A 26,558-nucleotide genomic window follows, 5' to 3' on the forward strand; every position below is an offset into this window, starting at 1 on the left:
CACAAAAAGCGATAATCGGCGCTCTAGAGTCAGAACCCAGCCCAACTTCGGACACAAAAAGAGAAAATCGGCGCTCCAGTGTCAGAACCCAGCCCAGCTTCAGACACAAAAAGAAGAAATCCGCACCCCAGAGTCCGAACCGCCACCTCCCTGCCAACCTCCGCCAACAAAACCAAAAAAACAGACCTCCTCCCAGAGGTCTGCCCGGTTATTTTTTCTGCCTGACAGGTATCGTTTCCCTGCGCAGCATTTTCAATAGCGATATGCACATGAAAATAAGGATAATGGTGAATGGAAGCGCCGATACCAGCGAGGCTGTCTGCAGGCCTTCGAGTCCGCTGCTTAACAGCAGGACCGCGGCAATGGCTCCCATTAGCAGGCCCCAGACAATCCGCGGGATTAGCGGAGGGTTCATGGTGCCGTTAGCGGTCATAACGCCCAGGATATACGTTGCCGAGTCAGCTGATGTAATTAAGAACGTCAAAATCAGCAGAATGGACAGCACCGAAACCAAAAAGCTGAAAGGCAAATGGTTATAGGTCTGGAACAGCGCTGAAGTCACATCATTGTTTACGGCCTCTGCAATCTGTGTGCCGCCGAATAAATCAAAGTGCAGGGCAGTGCCGCCAAATACGGCAATCCACACAAGTGCGATGAACGGAGGAACGATCAGGACCCCGACAACAAATTCGCGGATCGTTCTCCCCCTGGAAACACGGGCAATAAAGGCGCCGACAAAAGGGGACCAGGCAATGGCCCATGCCCAATAAAAAATGGTCCAGTCGCGGATCCATGTGCCTCCCTTATAGGGGGTCAAGCGCAGGCTCAGCTTAATAAAACTTGAGATATAGTCGCCGATTCCAAGTGTAAAAGTATTTAAAATAAACACAGTCGGGCCGGTAACCAGTACAAAAATCATCAAAGCCAATGCCAGTCCCAGATTGATGTTGCTCAAGTATTTGATTCCTTTATCAAGACCAGTCGAGGAGGACAGCAGAAACAAAGAAGTCATTACCGCAATAATCAGAATTTGCGTCATAGTGCTCTGCTCTATGCCAAATACTGCGTCAAGGCCGCCGTTAATCTGCAGAATGCCCAGTCCAAGCGAGGTAGCAACCCCCATGACTGTTGCAATAACAGCCAGGATATCAATGACCTTTTTCAGCAGGACAGGATCTTTTTTCTTGCTGAACAAAGGAGTTAAGGTGGTAGAGATCAGCCCGTTCTCTCTCCTTCTGAATTGGAAATACCCCATGGCCAGTCCCACGATCGTAAACACGGACCATTGGCTGACTCCCCAGTGGAAAAACGAGTAGCCCATCGCTTCGCGGGCCGCTTCTGCTGTTAAAGGATCCATGCCTTCCCTTGGCGGAGTGAAATAATGGCTCATCGGCTCGGCAATTCCCCAGAACACCAATCCAATCCCAAACCCTGCACTGAATAACATCCCAATCCATGTGAAAAATGGATAATCCGCTTTATCTTCATCATTCCCCAGCTTGAGGCGGCCATATTTGCTGATAGCCAGAAAGATACAGAATAAGACAAAAAACAAGACCGAAATTAAGTAAAACCAGCCAAATGCGTATGTAGTAAAATCGAAAGCTTTTGTTGCCGCACTGGCGAACAGATCTGGAGCCAGGGCCCCCAGTAATACTAAGAATGTTATTACTACGGCTGAAACCCAAAATACACTGTTTATACTGCCGGATTTATCATTCAATAAAATCCCCCCTAAATATGTGAATCACATTTGTATTTTGGCCTTCTTTTCTGTCTAATCATTCATTGGGATTTGTAAAATGCAGGTAAAATGGGATTAAATAGAAGAGGAAAAAAGCTGTCCAAAAACGGAGAAAGCAACAAATCTCTACCATACCTTACCCTTAACATGATGACATAAACCCGTATTGATGTAAAAAGGAGTGCTCATATGGACATCCAATTATTAACCGAGCTTTTTGAAGAAAACCGGGACACAGAAAAAGCGGTCCCCATGCAAAACTATATGAAAAACCACTTTCCCTTCCTGGGAATCAAGACACCTGAAAGAAGAGTCCTGTTAAAGGAATACTTCAATAAAACAGGCCTGTTAAAGCAGGAGTTTAATCCAGAATTTGTGAAGACCTTATGGGACATGGAGGAGCGTGAATACCAGGCTGCCGCCCTTGACTACATAGGGAAATTCACCAGGAAGCTGGACAAAAACCATCTGACATTAGTCGAAAAGCTGATTACAACAAAATCCTGGTGGGACACTGTTGATATGCTGGCCACCCATGCAGTTGGTGCCATTGCGGCCAAAAACCCGGAAGTCATCCCCGGAAGAATAGAGGAATGGGCGACCAGCGAAAACATGTGGCTCCGCAGAACGGCCATCCTATTCCAGCTGAAATACAAAACAAGCACAGACGAAGAGCTGCTATACCGCTACATCCTCCTGAACAATGACAGTAAAGAATTCTTCATCCAAAAAGCCATCGGCTGGGCTCTCAGGGAATACTCGAAAACCAATCCCGAGTCAGTAAAAAGGTTTATTGAATCAAACACACTTGCAAAATTGAGCATCAGGGAAGGGAGCAAGTATGTAGGCTGAGAAGAGCAATTATTTAAAATAACCCTAAGAACATGATAGAATGGCAAATAAGTTTTTCAGAAAAATACTACAGCCAGAAGGTGAATCTAATGATCAAATGCATTGCCAGTGATATGGACGGAACGCTTTTAACCGCCACACAGAAAATTACGCCTGAAAATTTAGAAGCCATTAAAGCCGCACAGGAAAAAGGAGTTGAAGTGGTCATCGCGACCGGGCGCTCCTACTTCGAAGCAAGCTTCGTCCTCGATGAAGCCGGCATTTCCTGCCCGATTATTTGCGCAAATGGGGCAGAAGTAAGAGCCCCAGACGGGAAAGTCGTGTCCTCCAGCCCGCTCGATAAGGACCTGGCCAAAAAAGCAGCCTATATCCTTGTGCAGAACAATGTTTATTTCGAGGTATACACCAACCAGGGTACATATACCATTGATGAAGACCGCGGCGTGTCCATTATTGTCGACATCTTTTTAAGCGGAAATCCTGAAGCGGATATTGATGAAGTGACCAAAGCGGCGGAAGAGCGTTTTACAAAGGGGCTTGTCCATAAAGTGAACAGCTATGATGAGCTTTTCAACAGTGACGAGCATCAAATTTACAAGCTGCTTGCCTTCTCTTTTGAACCGGATTTTCTTGTTTCTGCGAAAGAAGACCTGCTGAAGCTTGAAGGCATGGCCGTTAGTTCATCAGGGGATGAAAACCTGGAACTGACAAGTGTGAACGCCCAAAAGGGAATTGCCCTTGAAGCTTTTGTGAAAGAAAAAGGAATCTCACTTTTGGAAACCATGGCCATTGGCGATAATTATAATGATTTGTCCATGTTCAAACGCGCAGGAAGATCGGTTGCCATGGGAAATGCTGATGACATCATTAAAGCACAATGCGATGTGGTGACATCCGCAAATGAAGACAGCGGTGTTGCCAAGGCAATCTGGGAAGTCCTGAAATAGAATTTCAAGGGAGGCTGAAAGCTGGATGAAGAAGGTGTTAGGTTTAGGGCTGCTTGTGTTGGGTCTGCTGGCCGGGTGCTCAAGTGCAGGCGAGGATGATAGCAGGAAGCAAGTCGAGGATCAGGAGGCCAGTCTTCCTGCGGGTGCTGAGCCGGAAATACTGGCAGATGAACTCGATATTCCCTGGTCCATTGCCAAAGCAGGCGAAACCTTTTACATGACCGAAAGACAAGGAAGCATTGTGAAGGTCGAGGACGGCAAGAAAGAACGCCAGAAGGTAGAGCTTGCAAAAAAGCTTTCAACAGCTTCTGAAGCCGGCTTGCTCGGCTTTGTGCTGGCACCCGATTTTTCACAATCAAACGAAGCGTATGCCTATTACACCTATGAAAACATCTCAGGACAGTTTAACCGGATTGTCATTCTCCAGCATCAGGATGGAACCTGGAAAGAGGACAAGCTTTTGCTTGACAAAATTCCAAGCGGGCAGTACCATCATGGCGGCCGGCTTGAAATAGGCCCTGACGGAAAGCTTTATGCGACGGCAGGCGATGCTGCGACCGATCCTGAAATTGCCCAGGATGTGAATTCCCTCGGAGGAAAAATCCTTAGAATGAATCTGGACGGGAGCGTACCGGAGGATAATCCGTTCAGCGGCTCGTATGTCTATAGCTACGGTCACCGCAATCCGCAGGGGCTTGCCTGGGCGGAGGATGGGACTTTGTATGAAAGTGAACACGGACCATCTGCCAATGATGAAATTAATAGGATCCTTCCCGGGAAAAATTACGGATGGCCCGTCATAAAAGGGACCGAGAAGAAAGAAGGCATGGAATCGCCGCTGTTTACCTCCGGTGATGACGAAACCTGGGCTCCGTCCGGGATGGCCTATTATAAGGGCAAGCTTTACACCGCCGCCTTAAGAGGCAGTGCTGTTCTGGAGTTTGATCTGGAAACAAAGAATGTCAGGAAGATTGTGTCTAATTTAGGCAGAATCCGTGACGTCTTCATTGAAGGAGATGTGCTTTATTTTATCAGCAACAATACAGACGGACGCGGCAATCCGCTTGAGAAGGATGACAAGCTTTATAAAATTCAGCTTTCCGATATATAAAAAAGCCTGGCAGCAGTGCCAGGCTTTAGTTTTTAGCTGAAAGTCCATGCATGATGAATTGAATGGTCAGCTCGATTTCTTTTTCATCATCCCAGTCGGCTTCAGGCAAGATTAAATACCTCGCGATAAGAAAGCCGAAGATGGATGTAAAAGTCATTCGGACAGCACTGTAGGGCGGGATATCAATAATCTGCCCTTTTTTCTGATAGTATTCAGCCAAACTGGCAAAACGATCGAATACTTTCATGGCAATATGCTCTTTAAACTGTTCCTTGAGTTCGGGGTGGAACGGAATTTCCTGGATCAGGATCTTGATAAGAGGCATATTGTTTTTAAGGAACTCGATCCGGTTTTCCATCATGGCTCTTAAGAAATCTTCAAAGTGTTCATATTCGTGATTGATGACTTTATATAAATCTTTAATGACGAATGGAGCAATCAGCTTTGCCATCATCGGCGAAACGATCCCCATCAGCAAATCCTTTTTGGTTTTATAGTGCCTGAAGATCGTTCCTTCGGCTACTCCTGCCTTCTTGGCGATTTCGCTTGTCGAAGTGGCGGCATAGCCCTTTTCAGAAAACGATTCAATCGCAGCCGTGATAATTTTCTTCTGCTTCTCCGTAAGCTTTTCTTCTTCCTGAAATAACTCTTCTAAAATGGAATCCTGCTCTGGCATGGTAAACTCCTTTATACGTGCAAAATCTATAGCTTTATTATAAAGGAATGAAATTATAAAAAGAAATTTTATATTTTCCGGTACCTTCTTAAAGCAGCGATATTAAGAGCCATAAAGAGCAGGGAGAAAGCGAGCAGCATCAGCAGATCTTTATAAATCATATCCCACCCAAAGCCTCTCACCATTACATTTCTTAATGCTTCAGCCGCATAATATAAAGGTGTGAAAGGGCCGACCCAGCTGAGCCACTCTGAAATGGTCTCAAGATTGAAAAGCCCCGAGAAAAAGATCTGCGGAACCACTATAATGGGAATGAATTGGATCATCTGCAGCTCATTGTTGGCGAACGAAGACAGCAGGATTCCCAGAGTCAATGCTGTCAGCGAAAGGAGAAGTGTGATCAGAAGGACATAGCCAAAAGAGCCTTCCATCACCATGCCGAGCACATAGATCGTATACCAGGCGATGATGGCTGCCTGGATCATCGTGAAAATTCCAAATCCAATAATATACCCTGTAACAATTTCCCACTTCCTGAGCGGACTGGTCAAAAGCCGTTCGAGTGTTCCGGTTGTCCGTTCCCTTAAAAAGGATACCCCGGCAATCAGGAATACAAAGAAAAAGACAAAGAATCCCAGCAGCACCGGCCCGAAATAATCAAACTGCCCCATGTCCCCGGAGCCGAATAAATAATCGGCTTTTACTTCCTGATTCCCGCCATTTGGCTCCAGTGGCTTCAATGCACCCTGAACCCATCTCATCACAGCTCCGTTTACACTTGGGTCACTGCCTTCGAGAACCACTGACGGCGGCATTTGATCAAACACCAGATACGCATCCAGCTTCTTGGCTGATAAGTCCTTTTCCGCGAGTTTCTCTGTTTCATAGTGTTCGAGTTTGGCTTGTTCCAGGTTAAGCTGAGCCTCTATTTTTTCAGGCAGATTCACGAGGCCGATTTTTGGCGTATATTCATCTCCGTTAAACACAAGATGAAGCATGGTCATGACCAGAATCGGGGCGAGGATCAATAGAGCCATTGTCCGTTTATCTCTGACAATCTGGCGCAGTATTCGAATAACCAGAGCCATAATCCTCATCTTAGGCACCTCCATATGCCAGGAAGGCATCTTCTATATTGGCTGCGCCTGCCTGCTGCATTAATTCTTCCGGTGTCCCTGCTGCAATGAGCTGTCCGTCTCTAATCATGCCCAGCCTGTCGCACTTTCCTGCTTCATCCATGACATGAGTTGTCACCAGGATGGTGGTCCCTTTCTCCTTCAGGCGTTTAAACGATTCCCAGATGCTTTTTCTGAGGACGGGATCAATTCCAACAGTAGGTTCATCGAGAATGAGGAGACCGGGACTATGCAGAAGGGAAATGGCAAGGGAAAGTCTTCTCTTCATTCCCCCTGAATAGTCGGAAACCATTTTATGAAGGTGGTCTGTTAATGAAACCAATTCCATCACCTCATTCATCCGCTGCCTTTTTTCTTTGCCGCTTAACCCATACAGCGATGCAAAGAAATCCAGATTTTCCTTTGCTGTTAAGTCGGTGTACAGAGCATCGGATTGGGCCATGTAGCCGATTCGTTTGATCAGGTCCAGCCTGGGCATTTTTTCGCTAAAAATATAATTTTCACCCTGTGCTGGTTCCTCAAGGCCTGCCAGCTGTTTAACAAGCGTTGTCTTGCCTGCTCCGGATGGGCCGAGCAGGCCGAAAATCTCCCCTTCATAAATTTCAAGGCTGATGTCTTTTAGAACTTGTTGCTTTCCGTAATTTTTGGATACATGTTGAATGGAAACGATTGGACTTTTCATTTGTTCACTCCTTTTTAAAAAGTGAGTAATCACTCATTATAATCATAAATGAACCGCTAGCAGTTTGTAAAGTGAGTAATCACTTACTTTATCCAATATTCTGCATGAGATGATCGTTTTGTGAGTTAAGTCACTTCTTCTCAAGCGGGTCTCAGCTAAAATATTTCTTAAGAATGGTAAAAGCGGGGGATGGGAATGGAATATGAAAAGCAGGATCATAGGCCGTTAATCAACGAATTTTTAGGCAAGATTGAGATTTTTAAAGAGCTCCCCATTGAATCTCTAGAGCGGATTGATAATCGAATTATTAAGAAAGCTTATTTAAAAGGCGAAAGAATTATGTCTGAATATGAGGTTGCCAAAGGAGTTTACTTTGTGCACTCCGGCATTGTGAAGCTGACGAAGCAGGATGAACATGGAAATGAACTGATTGTCTGCATTAAGAAAAAGGGCGAGATTTTTGCTGAAGCCAACCTCTTTAACCAGGAGGGCCATACGTATCCTGCGACAGGTACAATGGTGCAAGATGGTGAAATTTATTTTCTGAATACCGATGAACTGGAGCAGGAGCTTCTGTATTCGCCGGAAATGGCCGTACAGATTATCCGCTTTATGAGTGAATCTCTGCGTGATATGACCTCCATTATGAGGGATATTGCGCTGCTTGATGTGTATACGAAAACAGTCCGGACTTTGGAAAGGCTTGCGGAGAAGTTCGGCGCCAACTACTGCAACCGGATGCATCTTGAGCTTCCGATAACCGTTCAGGAATTCTCCACCCTTGTCGGAACATCCCGGGAAAGTGTCAGCCGTGTTTTTTCCAGACTGAAAAAAGAAGGAATCATCGAAATTACAGGAAGGAAAATCGTTATTGTGGACTGGTGCAAATTTTGCTCTCTTTACCGCCAGAAGCTGTAGGGGATCGTCTTTACTCCAGCCTGCTTTTTTGTTATATAATAGAGTCATAGACTTATGACTCTGAGGTGCAAAGCATGGCTGATTTTCGTTCGAGTGAGATTATCAAAAAACCTGTACATGAAGTATTTGATTATATGATTAAGATGGAAAATGTTCCTGAACTTATGCCGTTTGTCGTGAAAGTGGAAAAACAGACCGAGGGTGAGACCGGAAAAGGAACAAAGTTTGTTGAAACACGCATGGTCAGAGGAAAAAAGATCAGCGCAGAAGTTGAAATCATTGATTTTGAACAGGACAGAACCTATACCACCCGCAGCAATGCCAATGGACTGATCACCGAATATAAATATGATTTTCATGAAATAGAAGAAGGAACCCAGGTGGAGATGGAAGCAACCGTCAAAACCAGCGGGATTGTTGCCAGATTGACGAGGCGTTTCATCGTGAATATTGTGAAGCAGGAAGACGGAAGCCAGCTTCAGTATTTGAAGGAAATGATGGAGAAATAACAAGTAAAGGGAGCGGGAGGCTCCCTTTTTTCTATATTTTATAAGTCCAAAAGCGCTCTTTATACATTCTTGCCAGTACTTCCGGATCCTGATTTTTAATGCTTTCTTCCATGTTTGCTGCCATCATCTGTGTCTGGGAGGCATGCGCCTTAATGGCTGCGATTTTCCGGTCGATAACCGCACTTACATCATTGACCACATCAGCCTGGCCGATTTCTTCCTCACAGTTATTGGAGAATGCCACACAGTGAACCTTCGGACGCTTGTCAGCAGGCAGCTCTTTTACCGCACGGATGACGGCCGCTCCTGTCGCGTCATGGTCCGGGTGCACAGCGTATCCCGGGTAGAATGTGATAATGAGGGAAGGATTCGTCTCGCCGATGATGGCTCCGAGCCTGTTCGCGAGCATTTCTTCATCTTCAAATTCGACGGTTTTATCCCGGTACCCAAGCATTCTTAAATCCCGGATTCCCAGAACCCTGGCTGCTTCCTCCAGCTCTTCTTTGCGGATTTTCGGCAGTGTTTCTCTGGTGGCAAAAGGGGGATTTCCCATATTGCGCCCCATTTCTCCAAGCGTCAGGCATGCGTAGGTGACAGGTGTGCCATTATCGATATGTAAGGAAATCGTTCCTGATACGCCAAATGCTTCATCATCCGGATGAGGGAAGATGACGAGTACGTGTCTTTCCTTTTCCATCATGGTCGTGCTCCTTTCATTTATGTCCTCTTATTCAAAAGGAGTTTCACTAATTTGCAGGGCGACTGCCAGCTTGCCGCTGAAATCATGGCCGGCTAAAAGGAGCCTATTTTCTTCATCCACTTCAAAGTGGGTAATTCCTTCAGCATACACCCAGCCAAAATTCATTTTCAATCCAACCCGGTAAGGGCCCTTGCCGGTGACCTTTCCATGTTCATAAACCAATTGGGCATTGCGGATATAGGCGCCTGAAGAAAAGAAGGTTTCATCAAAATGGGAAGCGTATGCCCCGTTTGTTGTTTCCAGATGAATAAAGACCTCTTTCCCGGCAAGACGGTCGATCTCTTTTTGCACATGTTCCATTACTGCTGGTTCCATTTTATTAGTCCCCCTTTCATATTATCTTTCTGTTTATCTTACTAAAAAAAGGAATGAAAAGCGAAAAAGTAATCTCATCGTGGACCGCTAAATTAATATCGCGAGAATTTACTTCTATCTGCTAAATCGTCAATAGCCAAAAAAACAGAGCCCATCCGGACTCTGTTCCCTCATTTTTATTCTGATTCAGTACGGCCTGCCCCATATTTGCGGTATGCACCCGGCATGGTCGGGCCAACATAATCATTTAATTGGAAGCCATGGTTGATGGCCGCAGTAATGAAGTCCTTCGCGGTTTGAACCGCTTCTTTGACAGACTTGCCTTTTGCAATTTCTGCTGTGATGGCAGAAGAGTAGGTGCAGCCTGCGCCATGAGTGTAAGTCGTTTCAACGCGTTCGCTCTCATAAAGAGTGAACTCTTGTCCATCATAAAGAAGGTCGACGGCTTTTTCGTGCTGAAGCTTGCTGCCGCCCTTGATTAATACATACTTTGCGCCAAGTTCATGAATTTTAACAGCTGCTTCCTTCATGTCCTCAACCGTCTTGATCGGGCCAGTTTTAGCCAGCTGCCATGCTTCAAACAGGTTTGGTGTGACCACTGTTGCAAGCGGGACAAGCAAATCTCTTAATGCTTCGTTCAATTCAGGATGAATCGGCTCATCTTCGCCCTTGCAGACCATGACCGGGTCGATGACAACGTGATCCAGGCTATTCTCTTTAATGGTCTTTGCGGCAATCTTAATCACTTCTTCAGAACCGAGCATGCCTGTTTTCATTGCATCGATTCCGGTCGAGATAATCGTTTCGATCTGTGTTTCCAGAATATCTGTAGAAATCGGGAATACATTGTGGCTCCAGTTATTTTTAGGATCCATCGTCACGATCGTAGTCAGCGCAGTCATCCCGTAAACGCCAAGCTCCTGGAATGTCTTAAGGTCAGCCTGGATGCCGGCGCCGCCGCTCGTATCCGAACCTGCAATGGTCATTACTTTTTTCATTGTCATATGCCTAATTCCTCCTTGCTGATATCTTTTACTAATTATAACAATAATTGAAAAAGGGAAAAACTATAACGGACCGATTAGATGATTTCTCAGCATTAAGTTGTCCGCTATTGTTTTCAAAAATACAAAAGAGATCAATGAAACAAAAAAGGAGCTATTCCTCAAAGTAGAATAACTCCAGGTCAGTCTTTTAATTTACAACTTCTACATCGCTTTTCTTCACGAATCCCAGACGATGGTTGTAAAAAATCTGATAGTATTCATCATTTCCCTTTACAACCTTATTCGTAGCCGGGTCATTATAATACTTCGCATGATAGTAATCGGACTGAATTGGTGCTGTTGCTGTATAGATTTGGCCAGCCGGCATCTGGTATAGAACCTGTGCTTTTCCTCTTGCCCATTCTGCAATCCCGGCCTCATCGTAAGCAGCGTCGTCAGGATAGGCGGCACCATATACAGGTATGGAATCAAGCCCTTCTTTTGGCTTGATAAGGGTCCCGCTGCCTGGGACGCTATTTTTATTGTCCGGATTATAGAACCAGGCTTTTTGGCCGGCGTAGTAAATAGCTGTCCAATCGCCTTCCTGCCCGGCTTTATAGAAACTCTGTCCAATCGCAGCTTTATTGCCCCAGTCATTAATATTTTTTGTGCTGGTGCCGCCAGGATGAAGCAGGGGATCACTGACCAATGGTGCCTCAAAGCTGGGTTCACTGTATAAATGAATCAAGCTTGAAGACTCAGGTTCCTGTTTAATTCCTCTATAAGTAAAGTCTGGCTGATTTGTATTGAAATTTGGGCGGATTGTGACGATATTACTGTCTTTGTCTCCGCTGCTTGGATTAATGGAAGCTCCAAGAAGGTCGAAAAAGTGTCCCCAATCCCAATAAGCACCCGGATCCCAGTGCATGCTCTTATGTTTTGCTGTTGTTAAGCCTGGTATCTCATCATGGCCGATAATGTGCTGCCTGTCCAAAGGAATGTTAAATCGGTCTGAAAGGTATCTTACAAGCTTTGCAGTAGAGCGGTACATTTGCTCACTGTACCAGTCAGCGCCTTCTGCAGCATACCCTTCATGCTCCAATCCGATCGAATGCATATTAAAATACCAGTTTCCTGCATGCCATGGCACATCTTCAGGACGTACCATCTGGGTGATTTTTCCGGTCTCTGAATCTATGACATAGTGTGCACTAACGTAGGACGGATTCTGGAAGTGGCTGATGGCGGATTCAGCCGTGCCCTCAATATCATGGATAATAATATAGCGAATATCTAAATCGTCCTTTGGCCGATTGGCGATATCGTAGTTGCCGTAATTACCTGCACTGCTCGAAAATTGCTTATAAGCAGCAGGAATGAAAGTGCAATCAAGGCCATTGGGACAATCGGTATTTGTGTATTTGGTGTTGCGAAGAGGGATAGAGCCCGCTGTAGTCTTATTTGGTGTAATTTCTTTGGCGTTTAATACGACTCTTTGTCCATCAAGGTTTTTTCTGGCAGCACCTTGCTGAATGGTCTCAAAGACTTGATCTGCAAAGTCCTTAGCAATGACTTCCTGATCTGTTCCGCTGTATTTAACGACGGCACCGTACCAGTCTGCTGCATCGGAAGGGAGTTCCCATGTCGTTTGGCGTGCAAACTCTGCTAATAGAGCTGCACCGCCCCGGATATTTTGTTCAGGGTCTTTTTTTAAGGTTTCCGGATCTTCATTTAGAAGATTTGCGGCTGTTTTAAGTGTGCTATTCTCATTATCTGAAGCCTCAATGATTCCATCATCGTGCTTGCCCCTGGCGCTCATGTCGGCTGGTAAGTCTGCAAGATTCATAATGCCATAGCCTCCGACCTCACTATGGCCTTCATGGTGCTCCCAGCGTGACTGGTTATAAGCGACGGCGAGAAGGACAGATTCAGGTACTCCAAATTCCTTCGCCGCTTTTTCAAAAGCCTTTTGCAAGTGGTGCGCTTCAATGCTGTTTTCTGTTGAGGCTGCAGAAGTTGCGCTTGGTGTAAAGTCAGCGGGGATAGCCAAGAGGCTTGCGGTTAAGGTCAACGTTAAAATGGCTGATGATAGCTTTTTAAATCTCAATGTACTCCCTCCCGTATATAGAAATATATGAAGTTCTTTCTAATAGCTGAAGGGTAATACCTGCACATTACATGTAAAATGATTCCATCGGTTTATAGGTTTTTCTAAAAAAAGGTAATTGGTAGCGGAGTAGAGATAAGAAGAAAGTAGGAGGGATCCAAAGCGATCCGCACAACCGGCAGGCCTTTATCAAAGAAACACATTGGATTAGATGGTAAAATAAAACCATAAGGATAGAATGTCCCTGTTCCACATCACACAAAGTCAGGTGAAGAATATGAGTACAACAGGCATTATTTTGGCAGGAGGGCACTCGAGCCGTATGGGTGAGAATAAGGCTCTGCTAAAAATACAGGGAAAAACAGTGATTGAACGCATCGCAGATTCATTGGCTTCTTATACATCCCAGGTGATCATCGTTGCGAATAAACAGGAAGAATACCGGTTTCTTGGGCTTCCGATAGTCAGTGACAAATGGATAGAAAAAGGGCCGCTTGCAGGAATTCAAGCAGGGCTGTCAGCGACATCAACCTCCAAAAATCTGATTGTTGCCTGTGATATGCCCTTCATATCTGTGGATTTAGGGAGAATTCTGCTAGAAGAACTAAACAGCAGTCAGGCCGCTGTACCGGAAATGGAAGGCCGCCTTCATCCGCTGTTTGCAGCTTACCGAAAAGAAGCTAAAGAAGCGGCTGAACATGCTTTGATGAATAATCAATTAAGAATCCGTGAGTTTTTAAATGAAATAGACACCGCCATATTAAGGGATGAAGAACTGAAGAAAAGAGGTTTTCTAGCCAGGGATGCCTATTTTTTTAATATGAATCATCCGGATGAGTACCAGCAGGCACTGAATATGGCAGCTGAAGAGGAAGGGAAGTCAAATTAAACAACCCGCCATTTCACTTCCGGCACAGGATATGTCAAAATGAAACAAATAAGACTAGAAGAGTTTTTTTCTATAATAAATGAGGTGATTCCATGAATTTTGAGATTTCAAAAGATCCGATCAATATTCAAAGTGTGATCGATAAAGTGGTACAGCGGGAAGCCGGAGCGATTACGACCTTCATCGGAACCGTCCGCGAGCTGACTCACGGCAAAAAAACACTTTACTTAATCTATGAAGCATACGAGTCCATGGCTGTGAAAAAACTGGAGCAGATTGGAACCGAGATAAAAGAACGCTGGAACGGGGCAGAAGTGGCCATTACCCACCGCACAGGCAAGCTGGATATTACCGATGTAGCGGTGGTCATTGCCGTTTCTACTCCACACCGTGCCGATGCTTATGAAGCCAACCGTTATGCGATTGAAAGAATTAAAGAAATTGTGCCGATCTGGAAGAAGGAACATTGGGAAGACGGTGAAGAGTGGATCGGCAACCAGCTGGAAACAGTGGCATATCCAAAAGGGAAACCGGAGGGGGAAGATTTAAATGAATAAAATCATGTTTTTTGCCCATTTGCGGGACCGTGTTGGAGAAGAGTCTGTAACAAGGGATGTCAGCGGCAAAACCGTCGCTGAGCTGAAACAGCTGCTTGAGGAAGAATTCGGGCTGAAGCTTGATTCGGTCATGGCAGCTGTGAATGAAGAATTCGCTTCAGATGATGAAGTCATTCAGAACGGAGATGCGGTTGCTTTTATCCCTCCTGTCAGCGGCGGGTGATGCAGCTTTTCTTTTATAGAGAGGAGGGGCCCTATTGTCTGAAAGGTATTCACGACAGACCCTGTTTGCGCCGATTGGAAAAGAGGGGCAGGAAAAAATCCGCTCCAAGCATGTGCAGATCATCGGCGCCGGCGCACTTGGCTCGGGAAATGCGGAATTGATGGCGCGTTCCGGGGCCGGCAAACTGACGATTATTGACCGCGATTATGTCGAGGAAAGCAATCTGCAGCGTCAGCAGCTTTTTGCAGAAAGCGATGCCGCGGAAAAAATGCCAAAAGCGGCTGCTGCAGAAAAACGGCTGAAACAGATTAATAGCGAGGTTGAGATCTGCGCAATTATTGGCGATGCTACTCCGGAAAAGCTGGAGGAGCTTGCTGAAGGGGTGGATCTGATCCTCGATTCAACTGACAACTTCGAAACCAGAATGGCTATTAATGATATCTCCCAGAAATATTCTATTCCGTGGATTTATGGAGCATGTGTCGGCAGCTTCGGCATGAGCATGACCATCATTCCAGGGAATACGCCATGCATGAATTGTTTATTGAAAAAAATCCCGATCCAGGGAATGACCTGTGACACCGGCGGGATCATTGCGCCTGCTGTACAAATGGTCGTGGCCCATCAGGCGGCAGAGGCACTGAAAATTCTGGCTGAGGACTGGGAAGCGGTTCGGACTTCGATGGTTAGCTTTGATTTATGGCGAAACCAGTATACAAGCATGAAGGTGTCAAAAGCGAAGGATGAAGGCTGCTTATCCTGCGGAAAAGATCGAACCTATCCTTATCTGCAGCAGGAAAACATGATGAAATCCACCGTTCTCTGCGGAAGGGACACTGTTCAGATCCGCCCTCCGAAAGAACTGGGAATCGAGTTCACGGAAATCGCCCGGCAGCTGAAATCGCTCGGCTATCAGGTGAAAGGCAATCCATATCTGCTTTCCGTCGACATGGAGGAGCAGCGGATGGTCCTTTTCAAAGACGGACGCGCCCTGATCCATGGCACAAAGGATTTAGCACAGGCGAAGTCCATTTACCAGCGGATTATGGGGTAAGGTGAAGCTTCAATCAGTGAGTTTGAACTAAACTAGTGCTTATTTATCATATATAACCCTCTGCCTTTTCTGTAAAATAAAGACAAAAGGGCAGAAGAGGATAACAATGATTACATTTATGTATTTTATCGGGTATTTATTTGATCAGCTGTTAGTTAATTTTTTGGGGTTCGTTATGATTTTATATAGTTTTATCATGCCGGTTACGCCATTGTATAAAAACAAGCGTCCTGCCGATTTGATAGTTCATATCAGCCGGATTCTTTTCGCTATCATTCTCCCTTTCCTGAATTTCTTCTACTTTTTATTCAATAGCGGAGATTGGGCGACAGGGAACGGCATGATAGCGCCGGAGCATTTTTATACGTTCATCTGGATTCAGGCAGGGTTGATTGTATTGCCTGAAATGGTATTTTTCATCCTGTCAAAAGTCCATATAACCAGAGTATGGTGGTATGTACTGTACCCGGTTCTGCTTATAGGGTTATGGATTTGGATGTTTTAAGGGCACAAAAAAAGCGATGAAAAAGTTCATCGCTTTTTTGCTTACTGTCTAGCTCCAGCACCTGCCCCCTCGAGGTGTCGGGGGTGAGCAATGCGCCTCCGCTTTTCTAATTATTTCGCTTCATCTGTACCCACAATAACTAACTTGCCTTCATCCAATACTTTTTCATATTGTTCTGCTTCTACCGTTGTTAACCCAACAGATTCAAATTTTGAACGAAGCTCATCTCCGCGCTTTTTGAAGACATTTCCGACAGAATCGAATAAGCCCTGTTCCTTCATGCCGACTTCGCCTGTATCTGTCGCATCAGATAGGTGCTCGGAGCGATCCTTGTCGTGTGCGAAAATATAGATGTTTTCCTTATTGAATCCTTGGCTTTGCAGCATTCCAATCGCATCAGTAGCTTGTACACCATTTTCGACAACTTCGATTTTATACATATATAACATCCTCCTTAAAAGATTTAGCAGATTTATTCTTAAGGGCAGCTTTTCCTGCCCGTTCTATATATTACATATCCGCTCAGAGATTTTTTAAACATGTAGGCAAGAATGCTGGATTATGGCATGATAGCCAATGGGTATGAGAATAACAGTTCAAATAAGAGGAGGGAGAGTTGGCAAATGAAGCGTATCTTAAGAAATGACTGGCAGGAGATTTTGGCAGAGGAATTCGAGAAACCCTATTATCTTCATCTTCGTGAATTTTTGAAAAAGGAATATGAGGAGCAGATCATTTATCCAAGGCAGGAGGATATTTTCAATGCGCTCCAATATACAGCTTATAAAGATGTAAAGGCAGTGATATTGGGACAGGATCCTTATCATGGGCCGGGGCAGGCACATGGATTAAGCTTTTCGGTTCAGCCTGATGTAAAGCTGCCTCCTTCACTGAAAAATATATTTAAGGAAATGCAGGAAGATCTGGGCTTCGATGTGCCAAATAATGGATATCTATTAAAATGGGCTCAGGAAGGGGTACTGCTCCTGAATACCGTTCTGACCGTCCGCAAAGGGCAGGCGCATTCGCATAAGGGGAAAGGATGGGAAACGTTCACCGACACGGTTATACAAAAATTGAATGAGCGGGAACAGCCCGCTATTTTTATATTATGGGGAAAACCGGCACAGGAAAAAGAAGTGCTGATTGATGCTTCCAAACACTTTATCATAAAATCACCGCATCCCAGCCCGTTTTCGGCCAGAAAAGGGTTCTTTGGGAGCAGGCCATTTTCAAGGACGAATGAAATCTTACAGAAGCTTGGAGAGGAGCCAATTGACTGGCAGATTCCTAATCTCTGATTCGTTTCGCCATGTTTCACGTGAAACATACCGTTTTATGCAAGAAGTGCTCGAAATATGCTCTGTGCACAAAGGAGAAAAACAAATGAGTTCACAGAAGATCGATTGTTTTAAGTGCAAATATTTCTATGTGACCTGGGACCGGAATCATCCAAAAGGCTGCAGGGCCTTTCAGTTTAAAACAAGGCAGCTGCCCTCACTTGAAGTTTTCCGGGCATCCGGCCATCCCTGTTTGCGTTTTGAAAAGAAAACCTGATAAACTTTATATGCCGGTCATACTGGCCGCTTTTAGGCAGGCAGTTTCCCGCCCCGAGTGCCGGGGATGGACAAGGGCTGCTTTTTTATAGAAAGAGGTGTAGAGGGTGAATATCTCTGTTCAGAAGCTTTTAGGGAAAATGGAGAAGGAATTGCTGGAAGCGAAAAGCAGCTCTTCCGACGCCAGAATCAGAGAAAGAGTACAGGCGATCAAGTCGTTATGCGAGCTGGTTTTGGATGAGTCGGATGCAGGCAGTGTGGCTGCTGTTTCGTCTATTAGCCATACATACAATGCGCCGCCAGCAGCTCAGCCAGCGAATCTGCAGCCAAAGAAAATGCAGATGGATGATGAGGCGAATGGCGATTCATTGTTTGATTTTTAATAAAGAGATAAGAGGTGCAGGGGACTATGAAGCTATTTATTATTATTGGGGCAATTAATGCCTTTTTATCAGTTGCATTAGGGGCTTTCGGAGCTCACGGACTTGAAGGAAGAGTGGAGCCGAAGTACTTGGAGACATGGCAAACAGGTGTAACCTATCAGATGTTCCATGCAACAGGACTTTTGATCATTGGCGTTCTGCTTGGCAAGCTGCCGGCAACGTCTTTATTATCCTGGTCGGGCTGGCTGATGGTGATCGGCATCATCCTGTTCTCAGGAAGCTTATATGTGCTGACTTTAACGAAAATCAGCGTGCTTGGTGCTATCACTCCGCTTGGCGGAGTCTCATTCCTTGCGGCTTGGGTGCTGCTGATTATTGCGGCAGTGAAATATTTGTAAAAGGAAGGAGCTTTGACTTGGGGTCAAAGCTCCTTTTTGTTGCGGAAGCTGACCAGTTCCAGACGTGTTCAGCCGTCAGAAGGAAAGCCTTTCCTGTTATCTCGGCGAATATTGTGACATTCCCTGTCCTCCGCCAAATGGATACTCATATTCAATTTCTTCATCAAACGTCACATAGTCTAAGTAGATCATCGGAAGGAGGATGCGCTGGCCTGTTTGAGGATCGCTCAGAATCAGGTGATCCCGCCCGGCCGCCTCAATGAGGCCTTTAAATATTTTGGCGTTCCATTCCGTATTATTCTCAAATGTGGCATATACTGTCGCAAGTTTCCCTTTGTTCAGGCGAAGAATGTTTTCGATATAGGATTGTTCAAGCGGAAGCATTCCCGGAACAGATGGAGCAGCTGCCATGCCGCCCATTCCGCCGCCAGCGCCTGCGCCTGCACCCGGAAACATTCCCCCTGAGCTCGCATTTGGCATGGCTCCGCCTGTTTGTGCCGGCTGAAACTGCGGCTGGCCCTGAAAGTTCTGCGGCATTTGAGTGCCGTCGCTATAACGCTGCTGGTAACCATAATAAGGGTATTGACCATAATTTGATTGACTCAATTTAGTCCCTCCTAAGTATTAAAATCAGCATGTTCTATCCGCGTATTTGAGAATAGACTGCCGGACAGTCCTGCGGGTTGAATTTAAAATAGAAACTCACTATTTCATTACTATGTAAGGGCATATTCTTTTATAACCGGAAGAAAAAGAAAAACTCCCGGCCGAAGCCGGGAGCTTTCATCATTATATGTGAAGGAACTTTTCTACTTTGTCCTCTTCCAGGATGTTTCCAACGAAGAAAGAGCCGAATTCGCCGTAGCGGGCACTTACTTCATCAAAGCGCATTTCATATACAAGCTTTTTAAATTGAAGAACATCGTCAGAGAAAAGGGTAACGCCCCATTCGTAATCATCGAAGCCAACAGAGCCTGTGATGATCTGTTTTACCTTGCCGGCATACTGGCGGCCGATCATGCCATGGCTGCGCATCATATTGCGGCGGTCTTCCATAGGAAGCATGTACCAGTTGTCATTGCCCTGGCGGCGCTTGTCCATCGGATAGAAGCAGACATGCTTCGCTTTTGGCAATTCAGGATAAAGGCGTGCCAGGATCTGCGGATTCTGGTATGGATCTTCTCCTGCAGGCAGGTAGTTGCTCAGCTCGACAACAGACACATATGAATGAACCGGAATCGTGAATTCAGCTAATTTTGATTTGTTGAATTCGTTTTCAATTTCATTCAGCTCTTCCATTGTAGGCCTTAAGATCATCATCATAAAATCAGCTTTTTGGCCGACAATTGTATAAAGGGCATGACTGCCGTTTTTCTCGCTTTGTGTTGTGTTCCACTTGTCCACTAGGGCCATAAATTCGTGGATCGCTGCCTGGCGCTCTTCGCTGGGTACCATTTTCCAAGTTGTCCAATCAACTGTGCGGAAGTCATGTAAACAATACCAGCCATCAAGCGTTACTGCTGCTTCACTCATTATAATCACTCCTAATATGTACTGAAATTCTCATCCCTACTATACCATAGTTTCTCCAATTAACATGTGTACAAAACTTGAAATGTTGGAATTCCTGGTATGTACCTGTCACCAGCATTAAAACCCGTTTACAAAGAGGGCATTATGGATATCTTAAAAAAGGTATGAAGATGCGCCAGCAGAAGGTTATTTATTATTGGAAATTTACCGAAAACAAAAACATTTTATTTGGAAACGCTAACAGCGGGTGAACTCCTTGAAATTCTTAGGATGAAGAGTATTCTAAGGGAGTATATAGGAGAATTTCTATTAATTTGTACGGAAAAATTATGGCCGTAGGAGGAATTAGCATGAGTGACTTATTCACAGTATTGAAAGAAAAAGTAACAGGACAGAATTTACGAATCGTTTTTCCGGAAGGACAGGATGAGCGTATTTTAGCGGCTGCCGGCAGATTGGCTGCAGAAAAAATCATCACTCCAATCCTGATCGGAAACATCGCGGAAATTGAAGCGAAAGCAAAAGACATGGATATCAGCCTGGATTCAGCTGAAATTTATGACCCAAGCAACTTTTTAATGATGGATGAGCTTGTGGCTGCATTTATTGAAAGACGCAAAGGCAAAGCGACAGAAGAAGATGCGCGCAGAATCCTTCTGGATGAAAACTATTTCGGTACCATGCTTGTCTATGCGAACAAAGCAGACGGCCTAGTGAGCGGTGCAGCGCATTCAACAGCTGATACAGTGCGCCCGGCACTGCAAATTATTAAAACGAAAGAAGGCGTGCGCAAAACATCAGGTGTCTTCATCATGGTCCGTGACGATGAGAAATATGTTTTTGCCGATTGTGCCATCAACATCTCACCTGACAGCCAGGACTTGGCGGAAATTGCGATTGAAAGTGCCAAGACAGCCAGGATGTTCGATATCGAACCGCGTGTAGCAATGCTCAGCTTCTCCACAAAGGGCTCTGCCAAGTCTCCGGAAACGGAAAAGGTTTCAGCAGCACTTGAAGCAGCTAAGATTCGTGATCCGCTATTGATCATAGATGGGGAATTCCAGTTTGATGCGGCATTTGTTCCATCTGTAGCAGAGAAAAAAGCTCCGGATTCACCAATTCAGGGTGATGCGAATGTATTTGTTTTCCCTAGCCTGGAAGCCGGCAACATCGGCTACAAAATTGCCCAGCGCCTTGGAAACTTCGAGGCAGTGGGACCAATTCTTCAAGGCTTGAACCGCCCGGTTAATGACCTGTCCCGCGGCTGCAACGAGGAAGATGTCTATAAGCTTGCTTTAATTACAGCAGCTCAGGCTTTAAATCAATAATACAGCAGTTTAGAAGCCGGTCCCTTGTGACTGGCTTTTTTGCTATAATGTATCTGGATATGGCCAGTGGCCGATAAAACTGTAGTTTAGGCCGATAAACTAGCTGATTTAACTTTGGAATGGATACTTAATAGATAATTTCTGCCGATTAACTCTAAATATCGGCAAAAGGGGATCAAATAAAGATGAATTCGCAACAAGATTTGCTTTTTCAGGAAGACTGGCGGGTTATTGACCAGTCTGCTGCGGGAATCCACTTAAATGCCCTGCACTCATTCGGAATGGATGATACGCTCTGTGCTTCTGTCGGAGCCGGTGCGGCGCCTGCCACTGCGAGGACATGGGTGCATCACAATACGATCGTGCTCGGCATCCAGGATACGAAGCTGCCTTTTTTGAATGACGGCATTCACTTTCTAAAAAGCCGGGGGTATGAAGTGATTGTCCGAAACTCCGGCGGCCTGGCCGTTGTCCTGGATCAGGGGGTCCTGAATATTTCGCTGATTTTTCCTGAAAGGGAAAAGGGAATTGATATCAACCGCGGCTATGATGCGATGTGGATGCTCATCCAGGAGATGTTTTCCGATTTTCATAAAGAAATAGAAGCCCGGGAAATTGTCGGCTCCTATTGCCCAGGAAGCTATGATTTAAGCATCGGGGGACAGAAGTTTGCAGGCATTTCGCAGAGGCGCCTCCGCAATGGCGTAGCTGTGCAAATCTATCTGTGTGTGGATGGAAGCGGAAGTGAGCGTGCCGATCTGATTGGCAAATTCTACTCTCTTGCTAAAAAAGAAGAACAGACGAAATTCCAATACCCTGAAATTCAGCCGGCTGTCATGGCATCACTGTCGGAATTGCTGGGGACAGAGCTGACGGTTCAGGATGTGATGCTCCGCTTTCTCCAATCCTTGAAAAAGAAATCCGGCCGCCTTTATGCAGGGCAGCTGACAAATGAGGAGGCAGGCCTGTTTGAGGGCTATTCCCGCCGTGTAATGGATCGGAATGAGAAAGTGCTTGGCAGCGAATAAATAAAAGAAGAGCCGCAGTCGATATCGATCTGCGGCCCTCCTTGAAAGGAATTGCTGCCATTTTCTCCTGCTCCCGATGCCGGAAAGAGTTTTGAACTTTGATAACTGTCTAGCTCCAGCGCCTACCCCCTCGAGGTCATAAGCTTGTCTAGTTGCGGCTCCTAGGGACTCGAGACATAAGCCAATCCCTTCCAGAAGGAAAGAGCACCTTCTTACAGGGCTCGTCTTATGCTTGAGGCCCACAGGATGTGGGTCATGCAGGCGTTGCCGCAGGACGTGGCGTACTTAGTCTGCGTTCCTTCGTGAGCAAGGCGCTTCCGCTTTTCTTATTCCGCGACTCTCTCCAAATTGCCGTTGCGGTCCATTTTAAACTTGGATGCCGGCCTTTCTTCTTCATCAAACAGAACAAAATTGCGGGCTCTGTTCATGATTTTCATCAGTGTCTCGTAATCTTCCTGAATGGTTACCGTATTCTGCTCCAGCTTGCCGATTTTGCTCTCAAGCTCTTCATTTTGGCTTCTGAGATCCGCATTTTCGCGCTTTAATCTTTCATTCTCATTCTTTAGTATATCAACCTGAATACCCGAATGATTCAATGTTTGCAAGTATGCGATAACGGTATCCATATCCAGCTGTGCAGGTGCCGTGTAAACCGGCTCTGAATAGGTGTAGGATGGAACCGTTTCTGTCTGCACAATTGCTTCATCCTCTGTGCGCTCCTCGTAAAAGTCTGCCGGTGACGGCGGTACGATCGCATTTGTCTGAACTGGCGCTGCTGAGACCTCCTGCATCGTCGGAACTGGCGGAGAGTATAAGAGTTTCTTCTTGCCGCCCTGATCCTTTCCTAGCATTCTTTGTCTCTGCTTGCGCTGTTTTTTGGCCAGCCCTAGCGCTTTTTCATATTGATGCCTCACCACAGCGTTCCAGCGGAATCCGCATGCCGCCGAGGTGCGGTTCAGCTTGTCCCCAACTTCCTCAAATGCGTTTAACTGTGTGCTGCCTTCCCTCACATGCCGCAAAACGGTCTCTGCCAGCAATAAATCGTTTTCATCTGTCCAAGCGTCCTGACGTATTTTCATATAACCTCAACTCCCTAAATATTACTTTTTGCTGTTGCCTTAGTTAAAGGATGGACAAACCTTGCAGATTTTATACAAAGGTGATTAAAAGGATAGTAGATTATTTTAAAAATTTTTATTTTCGCTAGATACGTATGGCAGTTTTGTGAAGTTTACTAAGATTCACCACTCAAGTTAATGATTACAGCTTGCAATGAAGATCGATTAGTTTTAAAATAGCCTGTAGCAGTTGGGCAGGGCAGTCCTTTACTTTGAATAGGAATGCCGTGCAGCGGACATGCTTTAACGAAGAAGATACTCAGGCCAAATAGCGCCGGGATTATATAAAAGATTGACCGCAGAAAGGGTTGTACGAAGATGGCAAACGAATTCCGTGTTTGCGACGATTGTCAGGCAGTAAATCTGAAGACATTGGTACCGCGATTAAAAGAAATAGATCCAGAAGCAAAAATTGACGTCGGCTGCCAGTCCTATTGCGGACCAGGCCGCAAAAAAACATTTGCTTTCGTCAATAACCGTCCCCTTGCCGCACTGACGGAAGAGGAATTGATGGAGAAAATTAATAAAAAGCTGAAAAAATAAAGATCACCCTGACTCCTGTTCTGAGGTGATTTTATTTTTTGCCTGAGTTTATGATTTAATCCTGATTGGTAAATAGACTTAGGAGGCAATATTGTTTTTAGAAAAGTCGAAAAATATTTCTTGGCCAGATGATTGATGTATCGCGGTTTCTGTCGAACAGCCATGAAAAACGGTGAATTTTGTGATGAATTGACACTATAATCGGGATATAATAAGTTTACGCCAGAAAATGGGAAACAACAGGTTCGGAGTGCGTGGAAACAGGAAAAGCGGAGGGTACGGAATGGCATATTCAGCGGAAAAGTTAAATGAGGAAAAAGTATTCAAAGATCCCGTTCATCGGTACATACACGTCAGGGACAGAGTCATCTGGGATTTAATCGGGACAAAAGAGTTCCAGCGCCTCAGAAGAATTAAGCAGCTCGGGACAACTTATTTAACCTTCCATGGTGCTGAGCATAGCCGCTTTAATCACTCGCTCGGAGTTTACGAGATTGTGCGCCGCATTTCCGACGATGTCTTTTTGGGAAGGCCGGAATGGGATGAAGAAGACCGTATCCTGACTTTATGCGCGGCACTTCTCCACGATTTGGGGCACGGTCCGTTCTCGCACTCTTTTGAAAAAGTATTCGACCTGGATCATGAACATTATACGAGGGCGATCATTCTCGGAGACACCGAGGTTCATCATGTCCTTACAAGGGTAAGTGCCGATTTTCCGCAGAAAGTGGCGGATGTGATTGCCAAAACGTCTAAGAATAAGCTGGTCGTCAGCCTGATTTCCAGCCAGATTGATGCGGACCGGATGGATTATCTGCAGCGGGACGCTTATTTTACCGGTGTCAGCTATGGCCATTTTGACATGGAGCGGATTCTGCGCGTCATGAGGCCGCGGGAAGACCAGGTCGTGATCAAGCAGAGCGGGATGCATGCTGTTGAGGATTACATAATGAGCCGCTATCAAATGTATTGGCAGGTGTATTTCCATCCGGTAACCCGGAGTGCAGAGGTCATCTTGACGAAAATCCTGCATCGCGCAAAAGATCTGCATGAACAGAAATACAAATTTAAATATGATCCGATCCATTTTTATTCTTTATTCAATGGAGAAATCACTCTTGAGGATTATATAAAGCTTGATGAAGCTATTATTCTTTATTATTTTCAGATGTGGCAGGAGGAAGAAGATCCGATTCTGAAGGATCTCTGCTGCCGCTTTATGGACAGGAATTTATATAAATACGTCGAATTCGACCCGGCGAAAGAATACAAGAAGCTGGCAGAGTTGTCTGCATTGTTTAAAAAGGCAGGCATGGATCCTGAATATTACCTGGTTGTCGATTCTTCATCGGATTTGCCTTATGATTTTTACCGTCCGGGCGAGGAAGAAGAAAGACTGCCGATTCATCTGCTGCTGAAAAATGGGGATATCCGCGAGCTTTCCCGTGAATCTGAGATTGTAGATGCCATTTCCGGGAAACGCCGAACGGATCATAAGCTGTACTTTCCGGCTGATTTTATTGCAGACGACAGCAAAAAGCCAAACATTAAAAAGCAGATTAAAATGCTGCTGGAAATCGACTAAAACATAGATACGGGAAAAAACGGAGTAGGAGATGAAGAGCTTTGTTAAAGGATCACGCCAAACTAATGCACGCCATTGCAGTCTCTGAAGAAATCGTGGGACGGAAAAAGCTGCAGAAAATGATTTATATCGCCAAGAACATCGCCTTTCCCTTTCAGGAAAGATTTCAATTTCACTTTTATGGGCCATATTCGGAAGAATTGACACTAAGGGTCGAAGAACTTTGCAACATGGGATTCTTAAACGAAGTAAAGGAAAAAAAGGGCGGCTACTATCAGTATCGCTATACCCTTACTGAAACCGGCAAGGAATTTTTGGGCATCAACGCAGTCGAGATGCCGAGCCTCCAGGACTGCCTGCTCGATATGAACGGCCAGAATGCCAGATTCCTTGAACTCGTCTCAACGGTCCTTTATTTCAATGACCTGCCTAAGGAAGAAGTGAAAGAAAAAGTCTTTACCCTGAAAAGCAAACAGCGCTACACGGATGAAGAAGTGGAACAGGCGTATCAATATATTGAAAGCTTAAGAGAAAAAGCCGGGCTGCATTGAGCGCCCGGCTTTGTTTTTTGCTGAAAAAGTCTTACCGCACATAAATAGTTTTATGCGCGCTGAAATTGGGCTGACCGCACAGAAAAATTTTTATGCGAAAGTAAAACCGTGCTATGCGCAAATAAAACCGCTCATGATGCAAAAACTCATAGAAAAAGGCAGTCTCTGTTATAGGAAACTGCCTCTTTTTACGCAATTCTACTGGTCGCTTAAGCGTTTTCCGCCGACAGCATAGTGATTTTTGGACATTTCTTCGATAAATACGACGATTTTGTCTTCTGGTGCTCCAGTTGTTTCACTGACGGCCGCTGTTACTTTTTCAGCGAGCGCTTTTTTCTGTTCCTCAGTACGGCCTTCAAGCATTTTTACGGTTACATATGGCATTTCTTTTCCTCCTCATTATGTATGCTTGTTTGTATTTTTCCACTTTTTCCTGCAATGTGCAAGCCTGATTCCCTTTGACCAGGCGTTCATGTATACTTTTAGGTAAATAGCAGCGGCTTTTCCTACATAGTATGTATAAATAAAGCCTGGCATTTAGCCGGCAGGAGAGGGAGTTTTGGC

31 protein-coding genes are annotated in these 26,558 nt (G+C 45.3%); 18 read left to right on the top strand and 13 right to left on the bottom strand.

Annotated elements, in window-relative coordinates:
• Window positions 1–208 precede the first annotated feature (208 nt).
• Window positions 209–1,723, bottom strand: a complete 1,515-nt coding sequence (locus tag BK139_RS04045) for a BCCT family transporter (RefSeq protein ID WP_076256997.1) — start codon at window positions 1,721–1,723, stop codon at window positions 209–211.
• Window positions 1,724–1,933: 210 nt separating this feature from the next.
• Between BK139_RS04045 and BK139_RS04050 the strand changes: the two genes are divergently transcribed.
• From BK139_RS04050 to BK139_RS04060, 3 genes are all read left to right on the top strand, one after another.
• Window positions 1,934–2,596, top strand: a complete 663-nt coding sequence (locus BK139_RS04050; protein WP_076257000.1) for a DNA alkylation repair protein — start codon at window positions 1,934–1,936, stop codon at window positions 2,594–2,596.
• Window positions 2,597–2,685: 89 nt separating this feature from the next.
• Window positions 2,686–3,543, top strand: a complete 858-nt coding sequence (locus BK139_RS04055) for a Cof-type HAD-IIB family hydrolase (protein WP_076257002.1) — start codon at window positions 2,686–2,688, stop codon at window positions 3,541–3,543.
• Window positions 3,544–3,568: 25 nt separating this feature from the next.
• Entirely contained in the window at window positions 3,569–4,654 is a 1,086-nt protein-coding gene (locus tag BK139_RS04060) for a PQQ-dependent sugar dehydrogenase (protein WP_076257004.1), read from the top strand.
• A 25-nt stretch (window positions 4,655–4,679) separates the two neighbouring features.
• Here the strand turns inward: BK139_RS04060 and BK139_RS04065 are convergent, their stop codons facing one another.
• The 3 genes from BK139_RS04065 to BK139_RS04075 form a co-directional block, all read right to left on the bottom strand.
• Window positions 4,680–5,330 carry a TetR/AcrR family transcriptional regulator gene (locus tag BK139_RS04065; RefSeq protein WP_076257006.1) on the bottom strand — a complete coding sequence of 217 codons (651 nt, stop codon included), beginning with the start codon at window positions 5,328–5,330 and terminating at the stop codon, window positions 4,680–4,682.
• Between the two features lie 68 nt (window positions 5,331–5,398).
• Window positions 5,399–6,427 (bottom strand): ABC transporter permease, encoded by a 1,029-nt coding sequence (locus BK139_RS04070; protein WP_076257008.1) that lies wholly within the window; start codon window positions 6,425–6,427, stop codon window positions 5,399–5,401.
• A gap of 1 nt (window position 6,428) precedes the next feature.
• Complete coding sequence (locus BK139_RS04075; RefSeq protein WP_076257010.1) at window positions 6,429–7,148, bottom strand: ABC transporter ATP-binding protein; 720 nt, start codon at window positions 7,146–7,148, stop codon at window positions 6,429–6,431.
• Window positions 7,149–7,343: 195 nt separating this feature from the next.
• Here BK139_RS04075 and BK139_RS04080 point away from each other — a divergent pair, with 195 nt between their 5' ends.
• Together BK139_RS04080 and BK139_RS04085 are read left to right on the top strand one after the other, a co-directional pair.
• Window positions 7,344–8,066 (top strand): Crp/Fnr family transcriptional regulator, encoded by a 723-nt coding sequence (locus BK139_RS04080; RefSeq protein ID WP_076257012.1) that lies wholly within the window; start codon window positions 7,344–7,346, stop codon window positions 8,064–8,066.
• Window positions 8,067–8,140: 74 nt separating this feature from the next.
• A complete protein-coding gene (locus BK139_RS04085) occupies window positions 8,141–8,575 on the top strand; it encodes an SRPBCC family protein (RefSeq protein ID WP_076257014.1) in 435 nt (144 codons plus the stop codon).
• 31 nt (window positions 8,576–8,606) lie between these two features.
• Here BK139_RS04085 and bshB2 read toward each other — a convergent pair whose 3' ends face one another.
• The 4 genes from bshB2 to BK139_RS04105 form a co-directional block, all read right to left on the bottom strand.
• Complete coding sequence (gene bshB2, locus BK139_RS04090; RefSeq protein WP_076257276.1) at window positions 8,607–9,272, bottom strand: bacillithiol biosynthesis deacetylase BshB2; 666 nt, start codon at window positions 9,270–9,272, stop codon at window positions 8,607–8,609.
• A 30-nt stretch (window positions 9,273–9,302) separates the two neighbouring features.
• Complete coding sequence (locus BK139_RS04095; RefSeq protein WP_076257016.1) at window positions 9,303–9,650, bottom strand: YojF family protein; 348 nt, start codon at window positions 9,648–9,650, stop codon at window positions 9,303–9,305.
• A gap of 176 nt (window positions 9,651–9,826) precedes the next feature.
• Window positions 9,827–10,654 carry a pyridoxine/pyridoxal/pyridoxamine kinase gene (gene pdxK, locus BK139_RS04100; protein WP_076257018.1) on the bottom strand — a complete coding sequence of 276 codons (828 nt, stop codon included), beginning with the start codon at window positions 10,652–10,654 and terminating at the stop codon, window positions 9,827–9,829.
• 190 nt (window positions 10,655–10,844) lie between these two features.
• Entirely contained in the window at window positions 10,845–12,743 is a 1,899-nt protein-coding gene (locus BK139_RS04105) for an N-acetylmuramoyl-L-alanine amidase (RefSeq protein ID WP_286147870.1), read from the bottom strand.
• Between the two features lie 277 nt (window positions 12,744–13,020).
• On the opposite strand from BK139_RS04105, the gene mobA reads away from it, so the two are divergent.
• The 5 genes from mobA to BK139_RS04130 all read left to right on the top strand — a co-directional run bounded on the left by mobA (window position 13,021) and on the right by BK139_RS04130 (window position 15,971).
• The gene (gene mobA / locus BK139_RS04110; RefSeq protein ID WP_076257023.1) at window positions 13,021–13,632 is read left to right on the top strand and encodes a molybdenum cofactor guanylyltransferase; all 612 of its coding nucleotides are present in this window, start codon (window positions 13,021–13,023) and stop codon (window positions 13,630–13,632) included.
• A 92-nt stretch (window positions 13,633–13,724) separates the two neighbouring features.
• Window positions 13,725–14,189, top strand: a complete 465-nt coding sequence (locus tag BK139_RS04115; protein ID WP_035328092.1) for a molybdenum cofactor biosynthesis protein MoaE — start codon at window positions 13,725–13,727, stop codon at window positions 14,187–14,189.
• On the top strand, window positions 14,182–14,412 hold the full coding sequence (gene moaD / locus BK139_RS04120; protein ID WP_076257025.1) for a molybdopterin converting factor subunit 1: 231 nt from the start codon (window positions 14,182–14,184) through the stop codon (window positions 14,410–14,412). Before BK139_RS04115 ends, moaD begins: the two co-directional genes overlap by 8 nt.
• Window positions 14,413–14,446: 34 nt before the next feature.
• On the top strand, window positions 14,447–15,466 hold the full coding sequence (locus BK139_RS04125; protein ID WP_076257027.1) for a thiazole biosynthesis adenylyltransferase ThiF: 1,020 nt from the start codon (window positions 14,447–14,449) through the stop codon (window positions 15,464–15,466).
• Window positions 15,467–15,572: 106 nt separating this feature from the next.
• The gene (locus BK139_RS04130; RefSeq protein WP_076257029.1) at window positions 15,573–15,971 is read left to right on the top strand and encodes a hypothetical protein; all 399 of its coding nucleotides are present in this window, start codon (window positions 15,573–15,575) and stop codon (window positions 15,969–15,971) included.
• A gap of 110 nt (window positions 15,972–16,081) precedes the next feature.
• On the opposite strand, the gene BK139_RS04135 is transcribed toward BK139_RS04130, so the two are convergent.
• Window positions 16,082–16,411, bottom strand: a complete 330-nt coding sequence (locus BK139_RS04135; RefSeq protein WP_076257032.1) for a YflT domain-containing protein — start codon at window positions 16,409–16,411, stop codon at window positions 16,082–16,084.
• Window positions 16,412–16,594: 183 nt separating this feature from the next.
• Here BK139_RS04135 and BK139_RS04140 point away from each other — a divergent pair, with 183 nt between their 5' ends.
• From BK139_RS04140 to BK139_RS04155, 3 genes are all read left to right on the top strand, one after another.
• Complete coding sequence (locus BK139_RS04140) at window positions 16,595–17,272, top strand: uracil-DNA glycosylase (RefSeq protein ID WP_076257034.1); 678 nt, start codon at window positions 16,595–16,597, stop codon at window positions 17,270–17,272.
• A 362-nt stretch (window positions 17,273–17,634) separates the two neighbouring features.
• Window positions 17,635–17,910 (top strand): YwdI family protein, encoded by a 276-nt coding sequence (locus tag BK139_RS04150; protein ID WP_076257038.1) that lies wholly within the window; start codon window positions 17,635–17,637, stop codon window positions 17,908–17,910.
• A gap of 26 nt (window positions 17,911–17,936) precedes the next feature.
• Window positions 17,937–18,308, top strand: coding sequence for a DUF423 domain-containing protein (locus tag BK139_RS04155; protein ID WP_035328075.1), 372 nt, complete (start codon window positions 17,937–17,939; stop codon window positions 18,306–18,308).
• 96 nt (window positions 18,309–18,404) lie between these two features.
• Here the strand turns inward: BK139_RS04155 and gerQ are convergent, their stop codons facing one another.
• The gene (gene gerQ, locus BK139_RS04160; protein ID WP_076257040.1) at window positions 18,405–18,914 is read right to left on the bottom strand and encodes a spore coat protein GerQ; all 510 of its coding nucleotides are present in this window, start codon (window positions 18,912–18,914) and stop codon (window positions 18,405–18,407) included.
• 183 nt (window positions 18,915–19,097) lie between these two features.
• Window positions 19,098–19,841: a hydrogen peroxide-dependent heme synthase gene (gene hemQ, locus BK139_RS04165; protein ID WP_035328069.1), complete on the bottom strand. Its 744-nt coding sequence runs from the start codon at window positions 19,839–19,841 to the stop codon at window positions 19,098–19,100.
• A 350-nt stretch (window positions 19,842–20,191) separates the two neighbouring features.
• Here hemQ and pta point away from each other — a divergent pair, with 350 nt between their 5' ends.
• Both pta and lipL read left to right on the top strand, forming a co-directional pair.
• Window positions 20,192–21,169, top strand: coding sequence for a phosphate acetyltransferase (pta, locus tag BK139_RS04170; protein WP_076257042.1), 978 nt, complete (start codon window positions 20,192–20,194; stop codon window positions 21,167–21,169).
• A 185-nt stretch (window positions 21,170–21,354) separates the two neighbouring features.
• Window positions 21,355–22,197 carry an octanoyl-[GcvH]:protein N-octanoyltransferase gene (lipL, locus tag BK139_RS04175; RefSeq protein ID WP_076257044.1) on the top strand — a complete coding sequence of 281 codons (843 nt, stop codon included), beginning with the start codon at window positions 21,355–21,357 and terminating at the stop codon, window positions 22,195–22,197.
• A gap of 326 nt (window positions 22,198–22,523) precedes the next feature.
• On the opposite strand, the gene BK139_RS04180 is transcribed toward lipL, so the two are convergent.
• Window positions 22,524–23,276 carry an RsfA family transcriptional regulator gene (locus BK139_RS04180; RefSeq protein WP_076257046.1) on the bottom strand — a complete coding sequence of 251 codons (753 nt, stop codon included), beginning with the start codon at window positions 23,274–23,276 and terminating at the stop codon, window positions 22,524–22,526.
• Window positions 23,277–23,633: 357 nt separating this feature from the next.
• Here BK139_RS04180 and BK139_RS04185 point away from each other — a divergent pair, with 357 nt between their 5' ends.
• The 3 genes from BK139_RS04185 to BK139_RS04195 all read left to right on the top strand — a co-directional run bounded on the left by BK139_RS04185 (window position 23,634) and on the right by BK139_RS04195 (window position 25,994).
• Window positions 23,634–23,858 carry a YuzB family protein gene (locus BK139_RS04185; protein WP_048009460.1) on the top strand — a complete coding sequence of 75 codons (225 nt, stop codon included), beginning with the start codon at window positions 23,634–23,636 and terminating at the stop codon, window positions 23,856–23,858.
• 283 nt (window positions 23,859–24,141) lie between these two features.
• On the top strand, window positions 24,142–25,443 hold the full coding sequence (locus BK139_RS04190; protein WP_048009459.1) for an HD domain-containing protein: 1,302 nt from the start codon (window positions 24,142–24,144) through the stop codon (window positions 25,441–25,443).
• A gap of 41 nt (window positions 25,444–25,484) precedes the next feature.
• Entirely contained in the window at window positions 25,485–25,994 is a 510-nt protein-coding gene (locus tag BK139_RS04195) for a YwgA family protein (RefSeq protein ID WP_076257047.1), read from the top strand.
• A gap of 198 nt (window positions 25,995–26,192) precedes the next feature.
• Here BK139_RS04195 and BK139_RS04200 read toward each other — a convergent pair whose 3' ends face one another.
• Window positions 26,193–26,378, bottom strand: a complete 186-nt coding sequence (locus tag BK139_RS04200) for a 2-hydroxymuconate tautomerase (protein WP_009332324.1) — start codon at window positions 26,376–26,378, stop codon at window positions 26,193–26,195.
• Between the last annotated feature and the right edge of the window lie 180 nt (window positions 26,379–26,558).

It is taken from the genome of Paenibacillus sp. FSL R5-0490, assembly GCF_001956215.1.
In the GTDB taxonomy this organism is placed as follows: domain Bacteria; phylum Bacillota; class Bacilli; order Bacillales; family Cytobacillaceae; genus Cytobacillus.

What these genes read in the sequence shown, in the direction of transcription:
- BK139_RS04050 (WP_076257000.1), top strand. Translation starts at nt 1,934, where the DNA reads ATGGACATCCAATTATTAACCGAGCTTTTTGAAGAAAACCGGGACACA.
- BK139_RS04070 (WP_076257008.1), bottom strand. Translation starts at nt 6,427, where the DNA reads ATGAGGATTATGGCTCTGGTTATTCGAATACTGCGCCAGATTGTCAGA.
- BK139_RS04085 (WP_076257014.1), top strand. Translation starts at nt 8,141, where the DNA reads ATGGCTGATTTTCGTTCGAGTGAGATTATCAAAAAACCTGTACATGAA.
- BK139_RS04060 (WP_076257004.1), top strand. Translation starts at nt 3,569, where the DNA reads ATGAAGAAGGTGTTAGGTTTAGGGCTGCTTGTGTTGGGTCTGCTGGCC.
- BK139_RS04095 (WP_076257016.1), bottom strand. Translation starts at nt 9,650, where the DNA reads ATGGAACCAGCAGTAATGGAACATGTGCAAAAAGAGATCGACCGTCTT.
- mobA (WP_076257023.1), top strand. Translation starts at nt 13,021, where the DNA reads ATGAGTACAACAGGCATTATTTTGGCAGGAGGGCACTCGAGCCGTATG.
- BK139_RS04130 (WP_076257029.1), top strand. Translation starts at nt 15,573, where the DNA reads ATGATTACATTTATGTATTTTATCGGGTATTTATTTGATCAGCTGTTA.
- pta (WP_076257042.1), top strand. Translation starts at nt 20,192, where the DNA reads ATGAGTGACTTATTCACAGTATTGAAAGAAAAAGTAACAGGACAGAAT.
- BK139_RS04135 (WP_076257032.1), bottom strand. Translation starts at nt 16,411, where the DNA reads ATGTATAAAATCGAAGTTGTCGAAAATGGTGTACAAGCTACTGATGCG.
- BK139_RS04075 (WP_076257010.1), bottom strand. Translation starts at nt 7,148, where the DNA reads ATGAAAAGTCCAATCGTTTCCATTCAACATGTATCCAAAAATTACGGA.
- bshB2 (WP_076257276.1), bottom strand. Translation starts at nt 9,272, where the DNA reads ATGGAAAAGGAAAGACACGTACTCGTCATCTTCCCTCATCCGGATGAT.
- hemQ (WP_035328069.1), bottom strand. Translation starts at nt 19,841, where the DNA reads ATGAGTGAAGCAGCAGTAACGCTTGATGGCTGGTATTGTTTACATGAC.
- BK139_RS04180 (WP_076257046.1), bottom strand. Translation starts at nt 23,276, where the DNA reads ATGAAAATACGTCAGGACGCTTGGACAGATGAAAACGATTTATTGCTG.
- BK139_RS04055 (WP_076257002.1), top strand. Translation starts at nt 2,686, where the DNA reads ATGATCAAATGCATTGCCAGTGATATGGACGGAACGCTTTTAACCGCC.
- lipL (WP_076257044.1), top strand. Translation starts at nt 21,355, where the DNA reads ATGAATTCGCAACAAGATTTGCTTTTTCAGGAAGACTGGCGGGTTATT.
- BK139_RS04185 (WP_048009460.1), top strand. Translation starts at nt 23,634, where the DNA reads ATGGCAAACGAATTCCGTGTTTGCGACGATTGTCAGGCAGTAAATCTG.
- BK139_RS04140 (WP_076257034.1), top strand. Translation starts at nt 16,595, where the DNA reads ATGAAGCGTATCTTAAGAAATGACTGGCAGGAGATTTTGGCAGAGGAA.
- BK139_RS04190 (WP_048009459.1), top strand. Translation starts at nt 24,142, where the DNA reads ATGGCATATTCAGCGGAAAAGTTAAATGAGGAAAAAGTATTCAAAGAT.
- moaD (WP_076257025.1), top strand. Translation starts at nt 14,182, where the DNA reads ATGAATAAAATCATGTTTTTTGCCCATTTGCGGGACCGTGTTGGAGAA.
- pdxK (WP_076257018.1), bottom strand. Translation starts at nt 10,654, where the DNA reads ATGACAATGAAAAAAGTAATGACCATTGCAGGTTCGGATACGAGCGGC.
- BK139_RS04155 (WP_035328075.1), top strand. Translation starts at nt 17,937, where the DNA reads ATGAAGCTATTTATTATTATTGGGGCAATTAATGCCTTTTTATCAGTT.
- BK139_RS04115 (WP_035328092.1), top strand. Translation starts at nt 13,725, where the DNA reads ATGAATTTTGAGATTTCAAAAGATCCGATCAATATTCAAAGTGTGATC.
- BK139_RS04080 (WP_076257012.1), top strand. Translation starts at nt 7,344, where the DNA reads ATGGAATATGAAAAGCAGGATCATAGGCCGTTAATCAACGAATTTTTA.
- BK139_RS04065 (WP_076257006.1), bottom strand. Translation starts at nt 5,330, where the DNA reads ATGCCAGAGCAGGATTCCATTTTAGAAGAGTTATTTCAGGAAGAAGAA.
- BK139_RS04200 (WP_009332324.1), bottom strand. Translation starts at nt 26,378, where the DNA reads ATGCCATATGTAACCGTAAAAATGCTTGAAGGCCGTACTGAGGAACAG.